Here is an 18,936-nt window from a genome sequence, read left to right on the forward strand (position 1 = left end):
CTGGTCAGGAGACGTCGACAGCGAGCCGGAGGTTGCCTGCGCCATCCGGACGAGTGGCGGGTGTACCGGGCCGCTGCGGGAGACCGTCCAAACCGGACATCGCCAATCCGGTGCCAGCCGACCGATTAGTTCTGCGGGTGACCGCGGTCAATACCGGTGACAACACCCGTGGCGCCGAAGCAGCCGCGGTGCCGACGGAAGGGGTTGGGCGTGGCGACGAACCCGATTGCGGGGCGGCGGGAGTGGATCGGGCTCGCGGTGCTCGCGCTGCCGACGCTGCTGCTGTCGCTGGACATGAGCGTGTTGCACCTCGCGGTGCCGGATCTGGCCGCTGAGCTGCGGCCGAGCAGCACCGAGTTGCTGTGGATCATCGACAGCTACGGCTTCATGATCGCGGGTTTCCTGGTCACCATGGGCACCCTCGGCGACCGCATCGGACGCCGGAAGCTGCTGATGATCGGTGGCGCGGGCTTCGGCATCGCCTCGATCGCGGCGGCCTTCGCGACCGACCCGGTCATGCTGATCGCCGCTCGGTCGCTGCTGGGCGTCACCGGGGCCACCCTGATGCCCTCGACGCTGGCGTTGATCAGCAACATGTTCCAGGACCCGCGGCAGCGCAGCACCGCGATCGCGGTGTGGATGACGTGCTTCATGGGCGGCATGGTGATCGGCCCGGTGGTGGGTGGCGTGCTGCTGGCGAACTTCTGGTGGGGCTCGGTCTTCCTGATGGCCGTGCCGGTCATGGTGTTGCTGCTGGCCCTCGCGCCGACGCTGCTGCCGGAGTACCGCGACGAGAACGCGGGCCGACTGGACCTGGTCAGCGTGGCCTTGTCGCTCGGCACGATCCTGCCGATCGTCTACGCGCTCAAGGAATTCGCCAAGCACGGCCCGCAGTCGACGAGCCTGGCGGCACTGGTGGTCGGAGTCGCGCTGGGCGTCGCGTTCGCCCGCCGCCAGCGGCGGATCGCCGATCCGATGCTGGACCTGCGGCTGTTCCGGGTGCGCGCGTTCAGCGTCGCGCTGGGCATCACGCTGGTCGGCGCCATCACCATGGGCGGGGTTTTCCTGCTGGTCAACCAGTACCTGCAGTTGGTCGCGGGGTTGTCCGCGCTGGAGGCCGGGCTGTTGCTGATGCCGCAGGCCGGGGCCGTGGTGGTCGGATCGTTGATCGCACCGCGGCTGGCGAAGCGGTTCCGGCCGGAGTTCGTGCTCGGTTTCGGCATGCTGCTCGCGGCCGTCGGCATCGCCCTGTTCACCCTGGTCGACGGCGCCAACGGAGTCGCGCTCGTGATCATCGGCATGGCTGTCGCCAGCTTCGGGATGGGGCCGCAAGGCGTGCTCTGCACCGAAATGGTGGTGAGCTCGGTGCCGCCGCAGAAGGCCGGGGCCGCCTCGGCGATCTCGGAAACCGGCGCCGAATTCGGCATCGCGATGGGTATCGCCCTGTTCGGCAGCATCGGCACCGCCGTCTACCGCAACGTGGTGACGACTCCGCCCGAACTGCCCGCACCCGTGGCGGCCGAAATCCGCGATGGCATGCCCGGCGCGGTGAACGCGGCAGGTCGGCTGGCCGACCCGCTGAGCGTGCTGGCACCGGCGGGGGAGGCGTTCACCAGCGGACTCCACGTGGTCTCCGCGATTGGTGCGATCGCCGTCGTGGTGTTCGCCGTGGTCGGCATGGTCGTGCTGCGCAGGCCGCCCCGACCGGCGGGAGAACCGGTGAGCGCGGAGCTGGACCCGGCCCTGGTCTGACCGTGGCGCGCCGTCAGCGGCCGGTGGGCGAAGCGTCCGCGATGCGGTGGCCGTCGGCCAGGTCTTGGGCCTTGGCCAGCAGGTCTTCGTGCAGCGGAGCCGGGGCCAGACCGAACCGCTCGTCGTATGCCCCGATCACCGCTGCTTCGAAGGTGTCGAGGCAAAGCCCTGGCGCTTCCGCGCGCACCGAGCCCACCGAATCGTCGTCGAAGGGCAGTTCCAGGTGCCGGTAGACCTCGCTGAGCACCGGCCGCAGCACTTCGGCGTCGTCGAAGATCGCCACGGCGCTGAAAAGCCAGGCGCCGCGCACCAACCGCTGCGCGGTGCCGACCAGCTTCACCCGGCCTCGCGCGTTCACGCTGTGCGCGCCCGGACAGTACTCACCGGGCACCGCGCCGACCTGCGCCCCGACTCCGTGGTCCTTGAGCACCCCGGCCCACAGTTCGGCGTAGCCGACGAACCGCTCGTCCATGCCCGCCAGGTAACCGGGGTCGGGGCCGACGTGGTCCACCACGAGCGACCGCTCGGTGTAGGCCACCGCCCGACCGCCCGGTGCGCGCAACACCGGGGTGAACCCGGCCTCCCGCACGGCACGCACCGCAGCCGGGAAGCCGGGCAGCAGCGAGTCCCGTCGGCCGAAGGCGACGACCCGCGTGCTCGGCTGGTACACCCGCAGCGCCGGACCTGACTCGCCACGGCTGACGCGGCGCAACATCGCATGCGCGACCGCGACCTCCAGCGCCTGGTCGGCACCCGCGCCGAGCGCGCCGCGAAAGAGCTCCACGGGCTGATTCTACGGAGCGACCATCGAGCGACGTGCTCGCGCGACACCGTTGCGCGGGTTGCGGGCGATTACCGCTCCCCCAGCGTCTGACCAGCGCTTCGTGGCCAGCTGTCGAGCAGTCGGTGCCCGTCGAAGACGGCCAGTTCCGCGCGGTAGAACTCGATGCCGATCCCGTTGGGATCCCGGATGTAGAGGCTGTCCGCCACACCGCGGTCCGGGCCTAGGTACTCGACCCCGGCGTCGTCCAACCGCTGCCGCGCCGCCGCGAAGTTCTCCGGCGTGGTCGACAGCGCGATGTGCTGCACACCGCCGATCGTCTCGCTGAACGGCGGGTGGTCGTGGCCCGGGAAGTCGAAGAATCCCAGCAGGTTCCGGTTGCCGACGTCGAAGAAGAAGTGGCTCGACCCGGCGTAATCGCGGTTCTCCACCAGCTCCACCAGCGGAAATCCCAGGAATTCCTGGTAGAACCGGATGGTTTCCTCGACGTTGCGGCAGATCAGCGCGACGTGGTGGAAGCCGCCGACCGGCGTGGCCGGACGCTGCCCGACCGGCCGCAGGTACTTCTGCCTTAGTTCCTCCCGACGAGCCCGGATCGCCTCCAGTTCGGCACCTTCTGGCTGCGGCATGACCAACTCCTCCCAGCTCCAGAGCATGTCGTTGAGCGCCCCACGCAGGGCACGGCGATTTCGTGCGAAATCGCCCCGCAGTCGAGCACCGCAGGACCGCTTCGAAGACAGGTTCCCAGACACCGCCAGGATTCCGGGATCCCGGCACCGCGTGATCAGCCGTCCGGGCGCGACGCTGCGTGACTTCGTTGCTGCACAATGTCAACCACGTTACGCGGGACGCACCACCACTCGACTTTTTACTCCTGCGAAACACCCCGAGTCAGTTTCCCGTAACGCGCCGAGGTGATGCTGGCCAGCCGAATCCGCCGTGCTGTGGAGGAGGCTGTCATCGATACCGGAAGCACCGCCTGGCTGCTGGTCAGCGCCGCACTCGTCATGTTCATGACACCGGGCCTGGCCTTGTTCTACGGGGGCATGGTGCGCTCCCGGAGCGTGCTCAACGTGATGATGCTGACCTTCGCCTGCCTGGCCGTGGTCGGCACGCTGTGGGTGCTCTACGGCTACTCGCTCGCCTTCGGCGACGACGCTTTCGGCGGCCTGATCGGCGGCCTCGGGCACAGCGGCCTGCGCGGACTGCACGACGTGGCGGTCGGGCCAGCCGGGCAGCAGGTGCCGCTGTTCGCGTTCGCCGCCTTCCAGCTGATGTTCGCGGTGATCACCGTGGCGCTGCTGGTCGGCGCGGTCGCCGAACGCATCCGGTTCTGGCCGTGGATCGTGTTCGTCGCCGTGTGGGTCACCCTGGTGTACTTCCCGATCGCGCACTGGATCTTCGCCGTGGACGGGTTCACCGCACCGGACGCGGTAGGCGGCTGGCTGGTCAACGACCTGAAGGCCCTGGACTTCGCGGGCGGCACCGCGGTCGAGATCAACTCGGGTGCCGCCGCGCTCGCGCTCGCGGTGGTCGTCGGCCGCCGCCGGGGTTGGCCCCAGCACCAAGCACGCCCGCACAACCTGCCGTTCGTGCTGTTCGGCGCCGGATTGCTGTGGTTCGGCTGGTTCGGTTTCAACGCCGGTTCCGCGCTCGGCGCGACCCCGCTGGCCGCGACGTCGTTCATCAACACCATGACCGCGGGCGCGACCGCCGTCCTGGGTTGGCTGTTGGTCGAACAGTTCCGCGACGGCGTGCCCACCACCCTCGGCGCGGCTTCCGGCGCGGTGGCTGGCCTGGTCGCGATCACGCCAGCGTGCGGTTACGTCGAGCCGCTCGGTGCGGCGGCCATCGGCGTGGCCGCCGGTGTGCTGTGCGCCCTGGCGGTCACGCTGAAGCACCGGTTCGGCTACGACGACACGCTGGACGTGGTCGCGGTGCACGGAGTTGGCGGCTTGGTCGGCATGCTGCTAATCGGCGTGTTCGCCACCAAGAGCGTGAACTCGGCGGGCGCCGACGGGCTGCTCTACGGCGGCGGCCTGGACCAGCTGGGGCGGCAGTCGGTGGCGGCCGGTGCCACCCTCCTGTACTCGCTGGTGCTGACCTTCGTGATCGCCTGGGTCATCCAGAAGACGATCGGCTTCCGGGTTGCCCCGGAAGCCGAGTCGACCGGCGTCGACGAAGCCGAACACTCCGAGCGCGCCTACGACTTCGACGCCCGCCCCGGCGCCCACCCGCTCACCGAACGGGTCCACACCGCCAATTCCTTGTCCACCAAGGGAACCTGACGCGGTCAGAAGGAGGTCGGGATGACAGGGTGCCTTTCGAACAGCACCGTGCCGCGCACGATGGCCTCCTTGTAGAGCGCCGCTTTCCGCCCGGTCAGCACCGCCTCGCGCGGGCTGTCGTCGGCGTGCACGAACTGGACCAACGCGTCCCGCCTGCCCAGGCTGATGCACTGGTTGAAGTACCGGAACCGCAACGGCGCAGTGGGGCGCCCGGCGAGGTCGTTGGCGAGCGCTCGGATGCCGTGCTGGGCGGACGGCAGGCCCGTCGCGCACGCCATCCGCAGTTCCTGCCCGGTCCGCATGCGCACCGCCGCCGCATCGCCGATTCCGGTGATCTCCGGGTGCGAGACCGACCGCAGCATCTCGTCGACGATCAACCGGCCGTTGTCGTCAACCGCGAAACCGGCCTTCCGGGCCAGTTCCGACACCTTGAAACCGGCCGTCCACACCACGGTGTCCGCGGCCACGTGTTCACCGTCGTCCAGCAGCAGCCCGTCGGCGCGAACCTCCGAAACACCGGCGTGCTCCCGGAGCTCGACACCGAGCCGGTCGAAGGTGCGCCGCAGGTAGTTCCGACCGCGTTCGGAAAGCGTCGCGCCGAGCGCTCCCCTGGTCACGAACCGGACCTTCAAACCGGGGTGTGCCTCGGCCAGCTCGGCAGCGGCTTCGATGCCGGTCAGCCCACCACCGACCACCGCGATCACGTCGCTGTCACCGATGCGCTCCCGCAGCCGCGACGCCTGCTCGCCGGTAGCCACGGTGTAGGCGTGCTCGGCGACACCGGGCACCGACTCCATGTCGGCGACACTGCCCAGGGCGTAGACCAGCCGGTCGTAACGCACGACCCGAGACGTGTTCGCCAGCCGGACCACCCGCTGCGCGGCATCGATCTCGGTCACCCGGTCGACGACCAGCTCAACACCGCTGCCCGCGAGCAGATCCACCAGCGGCCGGTCGCGCAGCCGCTGGCCAGCGGCGAGCTGGTGCAGCCGAACCCGCTCGACGAACCGATCACCGGCGTTGATCAACGTCACCTGAGCACCGGTCCACTTCGCGGCGAGCTTCGCCGCGGCGAGTCCGGAATAACCTCCGCCAACAACCACGATCCGAACCGTCATCGTCCCGTCCTCCCAACTCCACGCGGACGTGTTCGAAGGTGGAACGGGACAGCCCGCAAAAGCGTGACAGGCTGTGACACGGGTCATACCGACACCTCTCGGTGACCAGCGGCGCGCCGCCTGGGAAATTCCCGCAATTGCCGGGAAATCCGCCAAGCGGCTCATCGGCGAATTGCCGAACGGAAAATCGCGATGACTGATCGGACGCACCGATTGCGTCGGTCGTGTTGATCGCGGGTCGAATTCTTGATCCGCGCGGTGCGCGCCGAGTAGCGTTCGAGTTCTCGGTCTTCCCCGTTCGCGAACTGGAGGTCGTGTGATGCCCGCTCCCACGGAAGCCACTCCCGCCCCGGCACCGCCGACCTGGACTCCGCCGCAGGTCGAGCACTACGAGACGCGGCCGGAGGTGACCGCCTACGCTGGCGAGGGCAGCCGGTGAGAAAACCGCTGACCCAACCGGAATTCCAGGAGTCCCTACAACGGCTGTCGCCGCGCTACTGGGCGCACCACCCATTTCACGAGCGATTGCACGGCGGCGGCTGCACTCCGTCGGAAGTGCGGTTGTGGGTCGCCAACCGGTGGTATTACCAACGGAATTTGTCGCAGAAGAACGCCTCGATCGTGGCGAACTGCCCATTGCCGGAGGTGCGGCGGATCTGGGCCGGGCGCATCGGCTACCAGGACGGCACCAGCGACACCGACGGTGGCCTGCACGACTGGTTGGTGCTCTCCGAAGCCGTGGGCCTGCAGCGGGCCGAGGTCCTGGACGAACGTCACGTGCTGCCTGGTGTGCGGTTCGCGGTTGACGCGTACTTGGATTTCTGCCGCCGCAAACCGTGGATCGAGAGCGTGGCCGCCGCGCTTACCGAGATGTTCTCGCCCGATCACATGTCCGACCGGGTGTCGGCCTGGCGACGCCACTACGACTGGATCAAGCCCGACGGACTGGCCTACTTCGAACATCGGATCCCGGCGGCCCGCGCCGACAGCGCGCTGACGCTGCAGGTCGTGCTCGACCACTGCGAGACGCGCGACCAGCAAGATGCGGCGGTGCGGGCGTTGTCGTTCAAATGCGACGTGCTGTGGGCGATGCTGGACGCCATCGACTACAAAGGACAGTCATGCGGGTGACGGCCGACAGCCGCCCAGGGCTGCGGCGCGGGGTTCGACTGGTTCACGACCGGGTCCGCGCGAAGCACGCCTTGCTGTTCCCGGAAGGTGTCCTGCTGCTCAACGACACAGCCGCGGACGTCGTTCGGCGATGCGACACCAGGCGCACGGTCGCCGAAATCGTCCGCGATCTGGCGGCGGCGTACCAGGGCGTGACCGTCGAGTCCGTGCTCGGCCTGCTCTCGGACCTGGCCGCTCGCCAGATGCTGGGCAGTTGCGAGGCGGTTGCCGTCGAATCCGGCCCGAACGCCCGAGATCCGCGGTCCGGGCTGCCGCTGGGCCTGCTGGCCGAGCTGACCTACCGGTGCCCGTTGCAGTGCACGTACTGCTCGAACCCGTTGAACCTGGCCGACTACCGGGACGAACTGAGCACCGAGGCGTGGTTGCGGGTCATCGAACAGGCTCGCGCGATCGGTGTGCTGCAACTGCACCTGTCCGGCGGCGAACCGGCGCTGCGCCGGGACCTCGTCACGCTGGTCGCGGCGGCCCGCCGACTCGGCCTCTACACGAACCTGGTCACCAGCGGTTTCTCCCTGCCGCGAACGCGGTTGGCCGAACTCGTCGCAGCGGGCTTGGACCACGTCCAGCTGTCGGTGCAGGACGCGGCCGCGATGTCGGCCGATGCCATCGCCGGGCGACGGGCGCACGCCCGCAAGATGACGGTGGCGCGCGACATCGCCGAAACCGGACTGCCGATGACCGTCAACGCGGTGTTGCACCGCGGGAACATCGCCGCGCTGCTCGACATCGTCGAGCTCGCGGTCGAACTCGGCGCCGAACGCGTCGAGCTGGCCAACACCCAGTTCTACGGTTGGGCCCTGCGCAACCGCGCCGCGCTGATGCCCAGCCGCGCGCAGGTGCGGCAAGCGGACGAGGACGCGGCGGTGGCCCGCGAGCGCTACGGCGACCGGCTGGAGATCGTGTACGTGGCCGCGGACTACTTCAGCCCGCGTCCCAAACCGTGCAATTACGGATGGGGGAACCGACAGCTGACCGTGGCGCCCAATGGCGCCGTGCTGCCCTGCCCAGCCGCCGGACAACTTCCCGACCTGCACGTTCCATCGGTGCACGATGCGTCGCTGGAGGAGATCTGGTTCGACTCGGTGGCGTTCAACCGCTTCCGCGGCACCGAGTGGATGCCGGACCCGTGCCGCAGCTGCGCGTTGCGCGAATTCGACTTCGGCGGCTGCCGGTGCCAGGCTTACCAACTGGTCGGCGATGCGGCGGTCACGGACCCCGCCTGCGCGCTGTCCGAACACCACGACCTGGTCAGGACCGAGTTCGCACCGCAGCCCGCGGTGCCGAGGCGGATGTGATGCGCGTACGCGTCCTGGGAACCGCGGCAGGTGGCGGCCTGCCGCAGTGGAACTGCGGCTGCGAAAGCTGTTGCCGGGCCGAAGAACTCGGCACCCAGCGCACCCAGGACTGCCTGGCGATCAGCGGTGACGGGACGACGTGGTACCTGGTGAACGCCTCGCCGGACCTGCGCACCCAACTGCTGGCCGCACCCGAACTCCGGCCGCCGCCGGGCACCCGCCGAACCCCCGTCGAGGGCGTCCTGCTGACCAGCGCCGAACTGGACCACACGCTGGGGCTGGTGACGTTGCGGGAAGCCAGCCAACTCACGATCTACGCGACCGAGGGGGTCCACCGAGCACTGCGCGAGGCGTTCCCGATCACGGAGATCATCGGGAACTACACCGCGGTGCGGTCGGAGCAGATCTCCAACGGCCTGGTGCTCGCGGGCGGCATCGCGGTCCAGGTCATCGGTGTCGGCGACAAACGCCCCCGCTACGCAAGCGGTCTGGCCGGACACGATTGGGTTGTCGCCTACCGGTTCACCGATACCGGCTCCGGGCGCAGCCTGGTGTACGCACCATGCCTGCCCGCTTGGCACGAGGCGTTCGAGCGGATCATCGACGGCGCCGACACCGTCCTGCTGGACGGTACGTTCCACACCGAAGACGAGCTCACCCGCAGCTCCGGCAGCGATCGCCCGGCCAGCAGCATGGGCCACCTGCCGATCCGCGCGGCCCTGCAGGAGATCGCCCGCCACCCGAAATCCCGGTTCCTGTTCACCCATCTCAACAACACCAACCCGCTGGTCCACCCCGACGCGCCGGAACACGCCGAAGTCCGGGCCGCCGGTGCCGCGATCGCAGCCGAACGGCAGTTGCTCGTCCTGGAATGACGCCGTCGATTTTTGCCGCTGGGCGGAATCGGGTATGTGGAAGAGGTGAACGAGGACCGCCTGGCGAAGTACCGGGAGATGCGCGACTTCAGCCGCACCACCGAGCCCAGCGGCGACCGCGAGGTGCGCGCGGCTGGCAACCGATTCGTCGTGCAACGCCACCGGGCTCGCCGCCGCCACTACGACCTGCGGCTGGAACTGGACGGCGTGCTGGTCAGCTGGGCGGTCCCCAAGGGACCGACGCTCGACCCCGCAGTGCGCCGAATGGCCGTGCAGGTCGAGGACCACCCCTTGGAGTACGCCGACTTCGAGGGCACCATCCCGACCGGTGAGTACGGCGGCGGCGACGTCATCGTCTGGGACCGGGGCAGCTGGGAGCCGGTGGACACCGACGACCCGGCCGCGGCGATCGAGGCCGGAACGCTGCACTTCGACCTGCACGGCACGAAGTTGGCGGGCCGGTTCGTGCTGGTGCGACGCGGCGAACGGCAGTGGCTGCTGCTGCACAAGAAGGACGAGCACGCGGTGTCCGGTTGGGATCCCGAGGAACACCCCCGGTCGGTGCGCAGCGGCCGCACCAACGAGGAGGTCGCCGCCGCTCCAGAAGCGATGTGGCGCAGCGACCTCCCACCTGCGGAAGCCGAAATCCCGCTGGGCGCCAACAAGTCCGGCCAGTGGGATCCGCCCACCGAGGAGGAGCTGGCCGCGCTCGACCGGCTCGGGCAGAAGGGCCGCTGGCGGCTGGCCGGGCGGGATCTCGCGCTGACCAACCTCGACAAGGTCCTGTTCCCGGCCCGCGACGGTGAACAGCCGGTGACCAAGCGCGATCTCATCCGCTACCACGCGCTGGTCGCCCCGGTGATGTTGCGCTACCTCGTAGACCGGCCGCTGAACTCGCACCGCTTCCCCAACGGGGTGGACGAGCCCGGTTTCTGGCACAAGGAAGTCCCGAGCCACGCCCCCGACTGGCTGCGGCGGTGGCGCTACGAGAACGCCGAGTCCGGCGACACGCAGTGGTACCTCATCCCGGACAGCGTCGCCGCGCTCGCTTGGCTGGCCAATTACGCGGCGCTGGAGCTGCACGCGTGGACCTCGCGCGCGTCCGACGTCGAGCACCCGACCTGGGCGCTGTTCGACATCGATCCCGGCAGCAAGACCACCTTCGAGGAGGTGCTCGTCCTGGCCCGGCTGCACCGGACCGCGATGGAGCACCTCGGCGTCGAGGCCCGCCCGAAGGTCACCGGGCAGCGCGGCATCCAGATCTGGGTCCCGGTCGAACCGCGCTACACCTACGCCGAAACGCGCGCCTGGGTGGAGAAGGTGTCCAAGGCTGTGGGCAGCACTGTTCCCGAGCTGGTCAGCTGGGCGTGGACGCGAACCGAGCGGCGCGGTCTGGCACGCCTGGACTACACCCAGAACGTGATCAACAAGACCCTGGTCGCGCCCTACAGCGCCCGCCCCCGCCCCGGCGCCCCGGTGTCGGTGCCGCTGGAATGGCACGAACTGGACGACCCCGACCTGACCCCGGACCGCTGGACGATCCGCACCGTCCTCGACCGGCTGGCAACAGTGGGAGATCCCTTCGCAACCCTCCTCGACGTCGAACAACAGCTTCCACCGGTGTGAGAACTCGTCCCCGACTTGTGGCGGCGGTCGGGTCGACCGTCACCGGCTGGTCGCTGCGGCTTCCAGCGATGTTGGTTCGTGCAGGGACCAGCCGAGCAGCCAGGACAGCACCGGGAACACCAGCAGGATGGTCAACGCCGTCCGCAGGGAAGTCGCCTCCGCGATCGCGCCGAGCAGCGGCGCCGCCACCCCGCCGACGCTGACCGCCAGGCCGAGCGTTACGCCGCTGGCCGTGCCGACCCGGTTCGGCAGGTAGTCCTGGCCCAGCGTGACATGCAAGGAGAACGGGACGTACAGCAGGACGGCGGCCAGTGCCACGAAGATGTACACGGTCGGCCCAGGCGCGTGAACCACCCCGGCCACTGCCGGGACCGACGCCGCGTACGCGAGCCGGAGGGTTCGGATCCGCCCCCAGGTCGCGGCGAGCCTGCCGCCGAGCAGAGTGCCTGCCGCGCCGCCCGCGAACAGCACGAACAACGCTGCCGCTCCGGCGGTTTCGCTGCCGTGCACCCGCTGTTGGGCCCACAGCGCGACGAACGTGCTCAGTCCGATGTAGACGACCGAGCGCGAGACGACGATCGCCGCCAAGCGCAGGAACACCGGCCAGTCGTCCCGTCCCCGAACGGCATCGGAGCCGCCAGAAGTGCCCGCGACACCGATCAGCGAACGGCGCACCCGAGTGGTCAACAATCCGCCGAGCAACGCCGGAACGAGCAGCCACGGCGAGGCGGCCAGGCCACCCGCCGACAGGATCGGGGTCACCACGATCGGCGCCAGCGCGAACCCGATGTTGCCGCCGAGGGAGAACCAGCTCATCGCCACGTGGCTGCCGCCGGATGCGGCGCGGGCGAGCCGGGCCGCCTCCGGGTGGTAGGCGGCCACCCCGAGGCCGGACAACGCGACCGCGAGCCAGGTGAGCGCGTAGGAGTCGCCGACTCCGCACAACGCCACGCCGAGCCCGGCGGTCGTCATGCTCACCGGGATCAGCCACGGCATCCGGACGCGGTCGGTCAGCGCGCCGAACATCGGCTGCACGATCGACGACAACAACGTCGCCGCCAGCACGATCCCGGAAACCGCGACGTAGCCGTACTGCCGCTCCAGCACCAGGAACGGGACCACGGCGGGCACCGCGCCTTGGTAGATGTCCACGCTCGCGTGCCCGACGGACAGCAGTCCCATCGACCGAGCTCCGGCTCGCTTCACGCCTGCCATCCTCGAACAGGCGCTGTGTGTCCCGCTTTCGATAAACTGCCATGTTGTGCCGCGAATCCGCCACATCCCGCGGGCGTCGACCATGCTGCAGCACCTGCCGCCGGGTTCCGGGGTCGACGCCCACCGGCACGACGACCACCAGATCGTCTACGCTGGGCGCGGAGTCCTGTCGGTGACCACGGACGCGGGGAGCTGGATCGCCCCGGGCACCCTCGCGCTGTGGATTCCGGCGGGCACCGTGCACGAACACCGCGCCTACGGCGAAACCGACCTGCACAGCGTCGGGTTGCCCACCACCGACAACCCGCTGCGGGTGGATTCGCCCGCGGTCCTCGCCGTCAGCCCGCTGCTGCGCGAATTGATCCTCGCCTGCACCGGAGCCGAGTCCTACGACGAAGCCGAGCGGGACCGGCTGCACGCGGTGCTGCTGGACCAGTTGCGGCGGGCGCCGCAGCAGCCGATTCGCCTGCCCACCGCACAGGACCCGAGGCTGGCGGCCGTCTGCGCGATCCTCGCCGACGATCCCGCCGACCACCGTGGCCTGGCGGCGCTGGGTGCGCAGGTCAGCGCGAGCGAACGCACGCTGAGCCGCTTGTTCCGGGCCGAGATGCGGATGACCTTCCCGCAATGGCGCACCCAGTTGCGGCTGCACCACGGCCTTCGGCTGCTCGCCGAGGGCGCGGCGGTCACCACCGTCGCCCATCGGACGGGCTGGTCATCCACCAGCGCCTTCATCGAGGTGTTCCGCCGGACCTTCGGCCACACCCCCGGCGCCCAGCGCAACCGCTGAATCAATCGGGTAATCGCGCCCCCTGGCGGTTGAGTTCGGCGCGCACCGCTGCGGTCCCGACGTCGCCGTCTCGGGCAGCGAGAGCCGCCCCGACACCGGCCGCGTGTCCGGTGGCGAACGCGGTGCCCATCGCGCGCAACGACGCGCCCGCACCGCGGTCGCCGTCCACGGTTCGACCGGCGGCGAAGAGGTTCGCGGTGTCCCGGCTGTGCAGGACGTCCAGCGGAATGCCGTAGTAGCCGGGATCGCCGATGAACTTCCACTCCGACGGGATGCCCGGAGCCGGGTGGTACTCGATCGGCCAGGCGCCGATGGCCACCGCGTTGTCGACCGGTCCGGGGCAGACCACTTCCTTCTCGGTGAGCTGGTAGCGACCGACGAGGTGCCGGGACTCGCGGGTGCCCATCTCCGGCCCGGTGCTGACGATGTACGCCTCGGCGCAACCGGACACCGACCGGATGACCTGCAGATATGCCTGCGCCTGCCGACGTGCGCCGATCTCGGCGCGGGTGGTGTCCGCGGCGTTGCGCGCGTCGTAACCCTCGTCGGCGAGGTAGGTGATCAGGTCGCCGGAGATCGGCATCCGCGCGATGAGCCCGGTTTCCGCCGTCAGGTTCGCGACACCGGCCTTCTTGGCCGCGCGCACCGCGGTGCCGATCGCATCCCTGGTGACCTCGACGTCGGCCGGGATGCCACCGAAGCGCACCCCGAGCGTGCCGTTCTGCACCCAACCGTCGTTGCCGTAGCGGACTTCCGCACCCGCGTGGTGGCCGAGATCGGCCTCGCCGGTGGCGTCCACGAACGCCCGCGCGGTGAACTCGCGGATCCCGGAGTGGTCCGCGACGCGCACCGAGGTGACCCGGTCGCCGTCGCGGTCAGCGCCCAGCAGGTGGGTGTGCAGCAGGACGTCGACCCCGGCGCGGGCGCACAGTTCGTCGCAGACCCGCTTCACGCTCTCCGGGTCGAAAACCGCCGCCACCGCGGTGAACCTGGTCGGCTCGCTGATCGCGCCCATCGCACGAAGCTCGCCGAGCACCTCCTCGGCGACTCCGAAGACGGCTTGGCGCTTCTCGTCGCGCGTGTAGAGACCGCAGTAGGTCACGACGTTCCGCAGGGTCGCCGCGCCGCCCAAGCACGGGCCGCGTTCGACCAGCAGGGTGCGCGCTCCGGCTCGGCTCGCGCCGATCGCCGCGGCGACCCCGGCGGATCCGCCGCCTGCCACGATCACCTCGTAGTGCTGCGTCACTTCGTTCCCACTTCCTTGTCAGGCAACGGCTTTCGCCGTGTCACCGGCGTTCGGGACGGCCTGCGGGGCGCCGTGCTCGCGCACGGCGAGCATCAGCAGCATGCCGAGCAGCGGTCCGGCGGCCAGCGTCGCGAAGGCCAGGAAGAACGAGCCGGTCGCCTGGAAGACGACACCGAGCACCACCGGCACGATCGTGCTGCCCAACTGCCAGAACGCGTTTGTGGCGCCAGCCGCCGAACCGGCCAGCCGCACCCCGGAGAGGTTCGGGATGAGGGCCACCATCAACGGGCTGTAGACGTAGGCCGCGATGCCGAGGAAGGGTGCGATCCACAGGAACGCGGTGAGGCTGTTCGCGGTCCCGAACAGCAGCAGGGTGGCCACGAACGCGCCGAGCACGACCACCGTGAGCACCTTGCGCTTGCCGCCGAAGACGTCGCTGATCACCCCGATCAACGGCTTGGCCACGACGGCGGCGATGCCGAAGATGGCCACCACCGCCCCGGCCTGCACCGGGGAGATGTGGTTGCCCTTGATCATCAAGGCGTTGGACCACGTGATGAAGCCGTAGGTCCCCCAGAGCCCGCCGAAACCCGCCAGCCCCAGCAGGAACAGGTCCCGGTTGCGCACCAGTGGACCCAGCTTCGGCAGTTCCCGCGCCGGGCCTGCGGTGGTCTCGGTTCCGTTGCGCACCAAGAAGAAGCACAGCACCGCGACCACCATCGAGGCGATGCCGAACACGTGGTAGGAGGTGCGCCAGCTGGAGACCTCGATGAGGCTGGGCACGATCGCGTTCGCGATCACGGTGCCCAGCGAGGTGGCGGTCATGAAGATGCCCATCGCGAAACCGCGGTCCTGCTCCGGGAACCACTGGCTGATCAGCTTCACCCCGGCGGAGTAGTCGCACCCGGCGAACACCCCGACGCACGCCTGGAACGCAATGCCCACCGCCACCGAGGTCGTCTCGCCGAAGAGGATCATGAATCCGCCCGCCACGAACAGCGTCGACGAGATCACCACCCGGCCGCCCAGCCAGTCGGTCAGAACACCGCCGGCGGCGTTGGAGATGACGTAACCGATGTAGTAGCCGGTGGCGAAGACGCCGAGCCCGGCCAGCGAGACCCCCAGGTGCTCGCCGACCGACACCGATGCCGGACCCCAGGTGGAGCGGTCCACCGCCGTCATGGTGAACGCAGCCCAGGACAACAGGAGCACGACCCACCGGTACGGATGGCGCACGCCGGTGGCGTTGGTTGGTGTTGGGCTCATCGTTGAGTGCTCGCTTTCTGCGATGCGGTTGCGACGTCCTGCTCAGGAGGCAGGGGGCCGATCGCGCCAGGGCCCTCTAGCCTCGCTTCCGGTGCTGAGGATTTCAGATGGGCCTTCCGGCACCGAGCAGTACACCGTCTTGGTCGCGATGCGTCCAATACCAGTTGATCAGATAGGCCATGCTTCGCAGGCATGGCTACGCCGTGGAGGGGATATGGAACTGCGCCATTTGCGGTACTTCGTCGCCGTCGCGGGAGAGCGCTCGATGTCCCGCGCCGCCGAGCGACTGCGCCTGACGCAACCGTCGTTGAGCAGGCAGCTTCGGCAACTGGAACGCGAGGTCGGCATCACGCTGTTCGAACGCACCCCGACCGGCACGACGCTGACCCCGGCCGGGGTGGCCCTGCACCGGCACGCGCTCCTGCTGCTGCGGCTGGCCGACGCGAGCCGCGATGCCGCGCATTCCGCCGCCGAACGGACCCGCGAGGCGGTCGACATCGGAATCCCGCCCGGTCTGGCGGCCGAGTGGATCCTCGACCTGCTGGCCGACCTGCGCACCGAGACCCCGCACGCGTCCGTGACGCTCACCGAAGCGAGCAGCACCGACCAGCTGCGCATGGTTCGGGAGGGCCGACTCGACGTCGGACTGATCCACGAACGGCCGCAGCCGATGCTGCGCGGGAAGAAGCTGTTCGACCAGCCCTTCGGCATCGCGGTGCGCGCCGGGCATCCGCTGGCGGGCCGAGGCACCTGCCGGGTCCGGGATCTCGACAACCTGCGGATCCTGGCGCACGGCCGGGAGCAGGTACCGGTGGCGCACGACCGGCTGATCGTGGCGGCGCACGACGCGGGCGCTGTGCCGTTGTGGCGATTCGCGCAGTTCTCCGAACACGCGCTGGCCTGCGCTGAGGCGACCGAAGCCGATGCCGTGCTGCTCACCGAGCACTCCGCCAACCGCCTGCTGCCGGGCTGGCCCTGGTTGTCGCTGACCGACCCACCGCTGGAGCTGACCAGCTGGGTGGTGTGGCAGCCGACCACCCGCGCCGTGGTCGAACAGGTCGCGGAGTTGATCTCGCAGCGCGCCGAACATCGCTCGGAAGAGTGATCAAGCTGGCGGCGCCAAACGACTGGCGGTTGGCTGCTGATCATGCCTCTTCCAACCCGATCGGCGGTCCTCGCCGCTGCCGCCGCGCTGTTCTTGGCCCCGGCCGCATTCCCCGCCGCAGCACCGGAATCCGACTCCGCCCGACTGCTCGGCAGCTATGTCGTGCCGCACGACCTGCGGGTGGACGGCACCCCGGTCGGCGGCCTGTCCTCGATCGACTACGACCGCCGCAGCGGGGAGTTCGCCTTCGTCAGCGACGACTGGTCCGACTACGCGCCAGCCCGCTACTACCGCGCGACCGTGACGGTGACCGAACGCGGCATCGAGGACGTGACCTTCACCGGGGCGCGGGAGTTCCGCCGCCCGGACGGCAGCACGTACCCGACGATCGACACCTGGCGCACCGAGCAGCACCAGGTTCCGACAACCGAGCGCAACGTCCTGGGCACCGTGGATCCCGAGGAATTGCGGGTCGACCCGCTCTCCGGTGACGTCGCTTGGACCAACGAGGGACAGCGCAACGTTCCCGAGAACGGTTCCGTGCGGGACACCGTGCTGCTCGACCCGGCGCTGCGGATTTCGCACCACGACGGCCGGTACCTCCGGGACCTGCCGACCGCACCGAACGAGCGGATGACGATGGGCGAGGAGGGTCCGCGCGTCAACGAAACCTTCGAGGGCCTGACCTACACCGCGGGCGGCACTCAGCTGGTCTCCGCGCTGGAAGGGCCGCTGGAGCAGGACGGGCCGTCGGCCAACGCCGACCACGGCGCTGTCAGCCGCATCACGGTGCACGACCGGGCGGGTCTGCCGATCGCCCAGTACGCGTACCCGGTGGAGCCGCTGTTCGCGCACCCGCAGCCGCCGAACGACTGGAACACCAACGGAATCTCTTCGCTGCTGGCCGATGACGAACCGAACCGCTTCCTCGCGCTGGAGCGCGGCTACGCCAGCGGAGTAGGGACGAAGGGCCGCATCTTCGAGTTCAGCACCACCGGCGCCGACGACGTCATGGACCGGCATTCGCTGGCCGACGGCGGATTCCGCCCGGTGCGCAAGCAACTGCTGGTCGACCTGGACGAGATCGGCGTGGACTACACCGACAACGTCGAGGGCATCAGCTGGGGCCCGCGACTACCGACGGGCGAAAGAGTGCTCCTGGTGGTCAGCGACAACAACTTCTCCCCCGGCCAACAAACCCAACTCATCGCCATCGCGGTCCGCTGAGAACCCGAACCGAGAACCACCCGCGCTGCCACGCGGAAGGTGTTCAGCTGTCCGATTTGAGGTGTTCGCCGAAGAAGGACTCGATGCGTTGCCAGGCGTCGACGGCGGATTCCGGGTGCGGGCCCATGCCGGAGATCCGGGCCAGCGGGCGCAGGATCGCCGGGCCGCTCTCCGCGTCGTTGAGGAACGAGTGGCCCGCGTCCGGGTATTCCTTCACGTCGTGCGGAACTCCGGCTCGCTCCAGGGCCGCGTCGAGCTTCGCCGCTGCGCCCTTGAGCATTCGGTCGCGGCCACCGTAGCTGCCCACCACGGGGCAGGCGTCGGCGAGCGCGCGGTCGATGTCCTTGGGCAACTGGCCGTAGTTCGCCGACGCCGCGTCGAAGGTGCCCCGGCCCGCGGCGACCAGCGCGAAGGTGCCACCCATGCAGAAGCCGATCAGACCGATCTTCCCGGTGCAGTCCGGGCTGGCGGCCAAGGTGGCGCGGGCGGCCTCGATGTCGACGTACGCCTTTCCGCGACCGGACAGCGCGGCGCGCATCGTCGGTACCAGGCAACGCCGGGTACCCCCGTCGGCGAACAGGTCCGGCATCAGCGCCAGGTAGCCCGCCTCGGCCAGCCGCTCGGTCTGCCGCAGCATGACGTCGTCGACGCCGAACGCCTCGTGGACCACGACAACTCCGGGCCACGGTCCCCCGGTGCTCGGCTGCGCGAGGTGGCCGGTGAGCTTTCGGGAGCCGCCGAGAGCGGTGCTGCGTTCGGTCAGGTCGATGGACGTGGGTGTGGGCACGGGGTCCTCCGGGATCGGCGATGCGCGACCCGGTCAGCATGCCGACCCGAAGGGCCCGACCGCTACCGGACCGGACGGTCGTGAGTGCGTAGCCGAACTCGAGCCGATAGCACTTTGTTGCGCTACAAGGTGGGTCAGGTGAGGGGCACCCGTGACCAAGTAACTGGGTCACAGGTGCCCCTCACCTACCACCCAAACGGGGTGGGGGGGGGGGGGGGGGGGGGGGGGGGGGGGGGGGGGGGGCCCCCCCCCGGGGGGCGCGGGGGGGGGGGGGGGGGGGCGGGGGCGGGGGGGGCCGGGGGGGGGGGGGGGGGGGGGGGGGGGGGGGGGGGGGGGGGGGGGGGGGGGGGGGGCGGGGGGGGGGGGGGGGGGGG

Annotated in this window: 16 protein-coding genes; 9 read left to right on the forward strand and 7 right to left on the reverse strand. The window is 69.9% G+C overall.

What is annotated here, in order from left to right; all coding sequences use genetic code 11:
* The first annotated feature begins 204 nt into the window (after window positions 1-204).
* Window positions 205-1,752, forward strand: a complete 1,548-nt coding sequence (locus MOQ72_RS33775; protein WP_372495607.1) for an MFS transporter — start codon at window positions 205-207, stop codon at window positions 1,750-1,752.
* 13 nt (window positions 1,753-1,765) lie between these two features.
* Here the strand turns inward: MOQ72_RS33775 and MOQ72_RS33780 are convergent, their stop codons facing one another.
* Together MOQ72_RS33780 and MOQ72_RS33785 are read right to left on the reverse strand one after the other, a co-directional pair.
* Entirely contained in the window at window positions 1,766-2,536 is a 771-nt protein-coding gene (locus MOQ72_RS33780; protein WP_242189863.1) for a lipoyl protein ligase domain-containing protein, read from the reverse strand.
* 68 nt (window positions 2,537-2,604) lie between these two features.
* On the reverse strand, window positions 2,605-3,162 hold the full coding sequence (locus tag MOQ72_RS33785; RefSeq protein WP_242189864.1) for a VOC family protein: 558 nt from the start codon (window positions 3,160-3,162) through the stop codon (window positions 2,605-2,607).
* A gap of 288 nt (window positions 3,163-3,450) precedes the next feature.
* On the opposite strand from MOQ72_RS33785, the gene MOQ72_RS33790 reads away from it, so the two are divergent.
* Window positions 3,451-4,821: an ammonium transporter gene (locus MOQ72_RS33790; RefSeq protein ID WP_242189884.1), complete on the forward strand. Its 1,371-nt coding sequence runs from the start codon at window positions 3,451-3,453 to the stop codon at window positions 4,819-4,821.
* A gap of 5 nt (window positions 4,822-4,826) precedes the next feature.
* Here the strand turns inward: MOQ72_RS33790 and MOQ72_RS33795 are convergent, their stop codons facing one another.
* Window positions 4,827-6,104, reverse strand: coding sequence for an NAD(P)/FAD-dependent oxidoreductase (locus MOQ72_RS33795; protein ID WP_372495605.1), 1,278 nt, complete (start codon window positions 6,102-6,104; stop codon window positions 4,827-4,829).
* 270 nt (window positions 6,105-6,374) lie between these two features.
* On the opposite strand from MOQ72_RS33795, the gene pqqC reads away from it, so the two are divergent.
* The 4 genes from pqqC to ligD are packed head-to-tail and all read left to right on the forward strand — an operon-like array spanning window position 6,375 to window position 10,926.
* Entirely contained in the window at window positions 6,375-7,070 is a 696-nt protein-coding gene (pqqC, locus tag MOQ72_RS33800; RefSeq protein WP_242189868.1) for a pyrroloquinoline-quinone synthase PqqC, read from the forward strand.
* Entirely contained in the window at window positions 7,061-8,425 is a 1,365-nt protein-coding gene (gene pqqE / locus MOQ72_RS33805; RefSeq protein WP_242189869.1) for a pyrroloquinoline quinone biosynthesis protein PqqE, read from the forward strand. The genes pqqC and pqqE overlap by 10 nt, the downstream gene beginning before the upstream one ends.
* Window positions 8,425-9,300: a pyrroloquinoline quinone biosynthesis protein PqqB gene (gene pqqB, locus MOQ72_RS33810; protein ID WP_242189870.1), complete on the forward strand. Its 876-nt coding sequence runs from the start codon at window positions 8,425-8,427 to the stop codon at window positions 9,298-9,300. Before pqqE ends, pqqB begins: the two co-directional genes overlap by 1 nt.
* A gap of 45 nt (window positions 9,301-9,345) precedes the next feature.
* Window positions 9,346-10,926, forward strand: a complete 1,581-nt coding sequence (gene ligD / locus MOQ72_RS33815; RefSeq protein ID WP_308198029.1) for a non-homologous end-joining DNA ligase — start codon at window positions 9,346-9,348, stop codon at window positions 10,924-10,926.
* Window positions 10,927-10,965: 39 nt separating this feature from the next.
* Here the strand turns inward: ligD and MOQ72_RS33820 are convergent, their stop codons facing one another.
* Window positions 10,966-12,141 (reverse strand): MFS transporter, encoded by a 1,176-nt coding sequence (locus MOQ72_RS33820; RefSeq protein WP_372495606.1) that lies wholly within the window; start codon window positions 12,139-12,141, stop codon window positions 10,966-10,968.
* 46 nt (window positions 12,142-12,187) lie between these two features.
* On the opposite strand from MOQ72_RS33820, the gene MOQ72_RS33825 reads away from it, so the two are divergent.
* On the forward strand, window positions 12,188-12,931 hold the full coding sequence (locus tag MOQ72_RS33825; protein WP_242189871.1) for an AraC family transcriptional regulator: 744 nt from the start codon (window positions 12,188-12,190) through the stop codon (window positions 12,929-12,931).
* Between the two features lies 1 nt (window position 12,932).
* Here the strand turns inward: MOQ72_RS33825 and MOQ72_RS33830 are convergent, their stop codons facing one another.
* Together MOQ72_RS33830 and MOQ72_RS33835 are read right to left on the reverse strand one after the other, a co-directional pair.
* Window positions 12,933-14,177: an FAD-dependent oxidoreductase gene (locus MOQ72_RS33830; RefSeq protein ID WP_242189872.1), complete on the reverse strand. Its 1,245-nt coding sequence runs from the start codon at window positions 14,175-14,177 to the stop codon at window positions 12,933-12,935.
* Window positions 14,178-14,195: 18 nt separating this feature from the next.
* Window positions 14,196-15,443 carry an MFS transporter gene (locus MOQ72_RS33835; protein WP_242189873.1) on the reverse strand — a complete coding sequence of 416 codons (1,248 nt, stop codon included), beginning with the start codon at window positions 15,441-15,443 and terminating at the stop codon, window positions 14,196-14,198.
* Between the two features lie 214 nt (window positions 15,444-15,657).
* Between MOQ72_RS33835 and MOQ72_RS33840 the strand changes: the two genes are divergently transcribed.
* Window positions 15,658-16,548 (forward strand): LysR family transcriptional regulator, encoded by an 891-nt coding sequence (locus MOQ72_RS33840; RefSeq protein ID WP_242189874.1) that lies wholly within the window; start codon window positions 15,658-15,660, stop codon window positions 16,546-16,548.
* A 42-nt stretch (window positions 16,549-16,590) separates the two neighbouring features.
* On the forward strand, window positions 16,591-17,775 hold the full coding sequence (locus tag MOQ72_RS33845) for an esterase-like activity of phytase family protein (protein ID WP_242189875.1): 1,185 nt from the start codon (window positions 16,591-16,593) through the stop codon (window positions 17,773-17,775).
* Between the two features lie 43 nt (window positions 17,776-17,818).
* Here MOQ72_RS33845 and MOQ72_RS33850 read toward each other — a convergent pair whose 3' ends face one another.
* Entirely contained in the window at window positions 17,819-18,562 is a 744-nt protein-coding gene (locus MOQ72_RS33850; protein WP_242189877.1) for a dienelactone hydrolase family protein, read from the reverse strand.
* Window positions 18,563-18,936: the final 374 nt, after the last annotated feature.

Source organism: Saccharopolyspora soli, assembly GCF_022678645.1.
GTDB classification, from domain to species: domain Bacteria; phylum Actinomycetota; class Actinomycetes; order Mycobacteriales; family Pseudonocardiaceae; genus Saccharopolyspora; species Saccharopolyspora soli.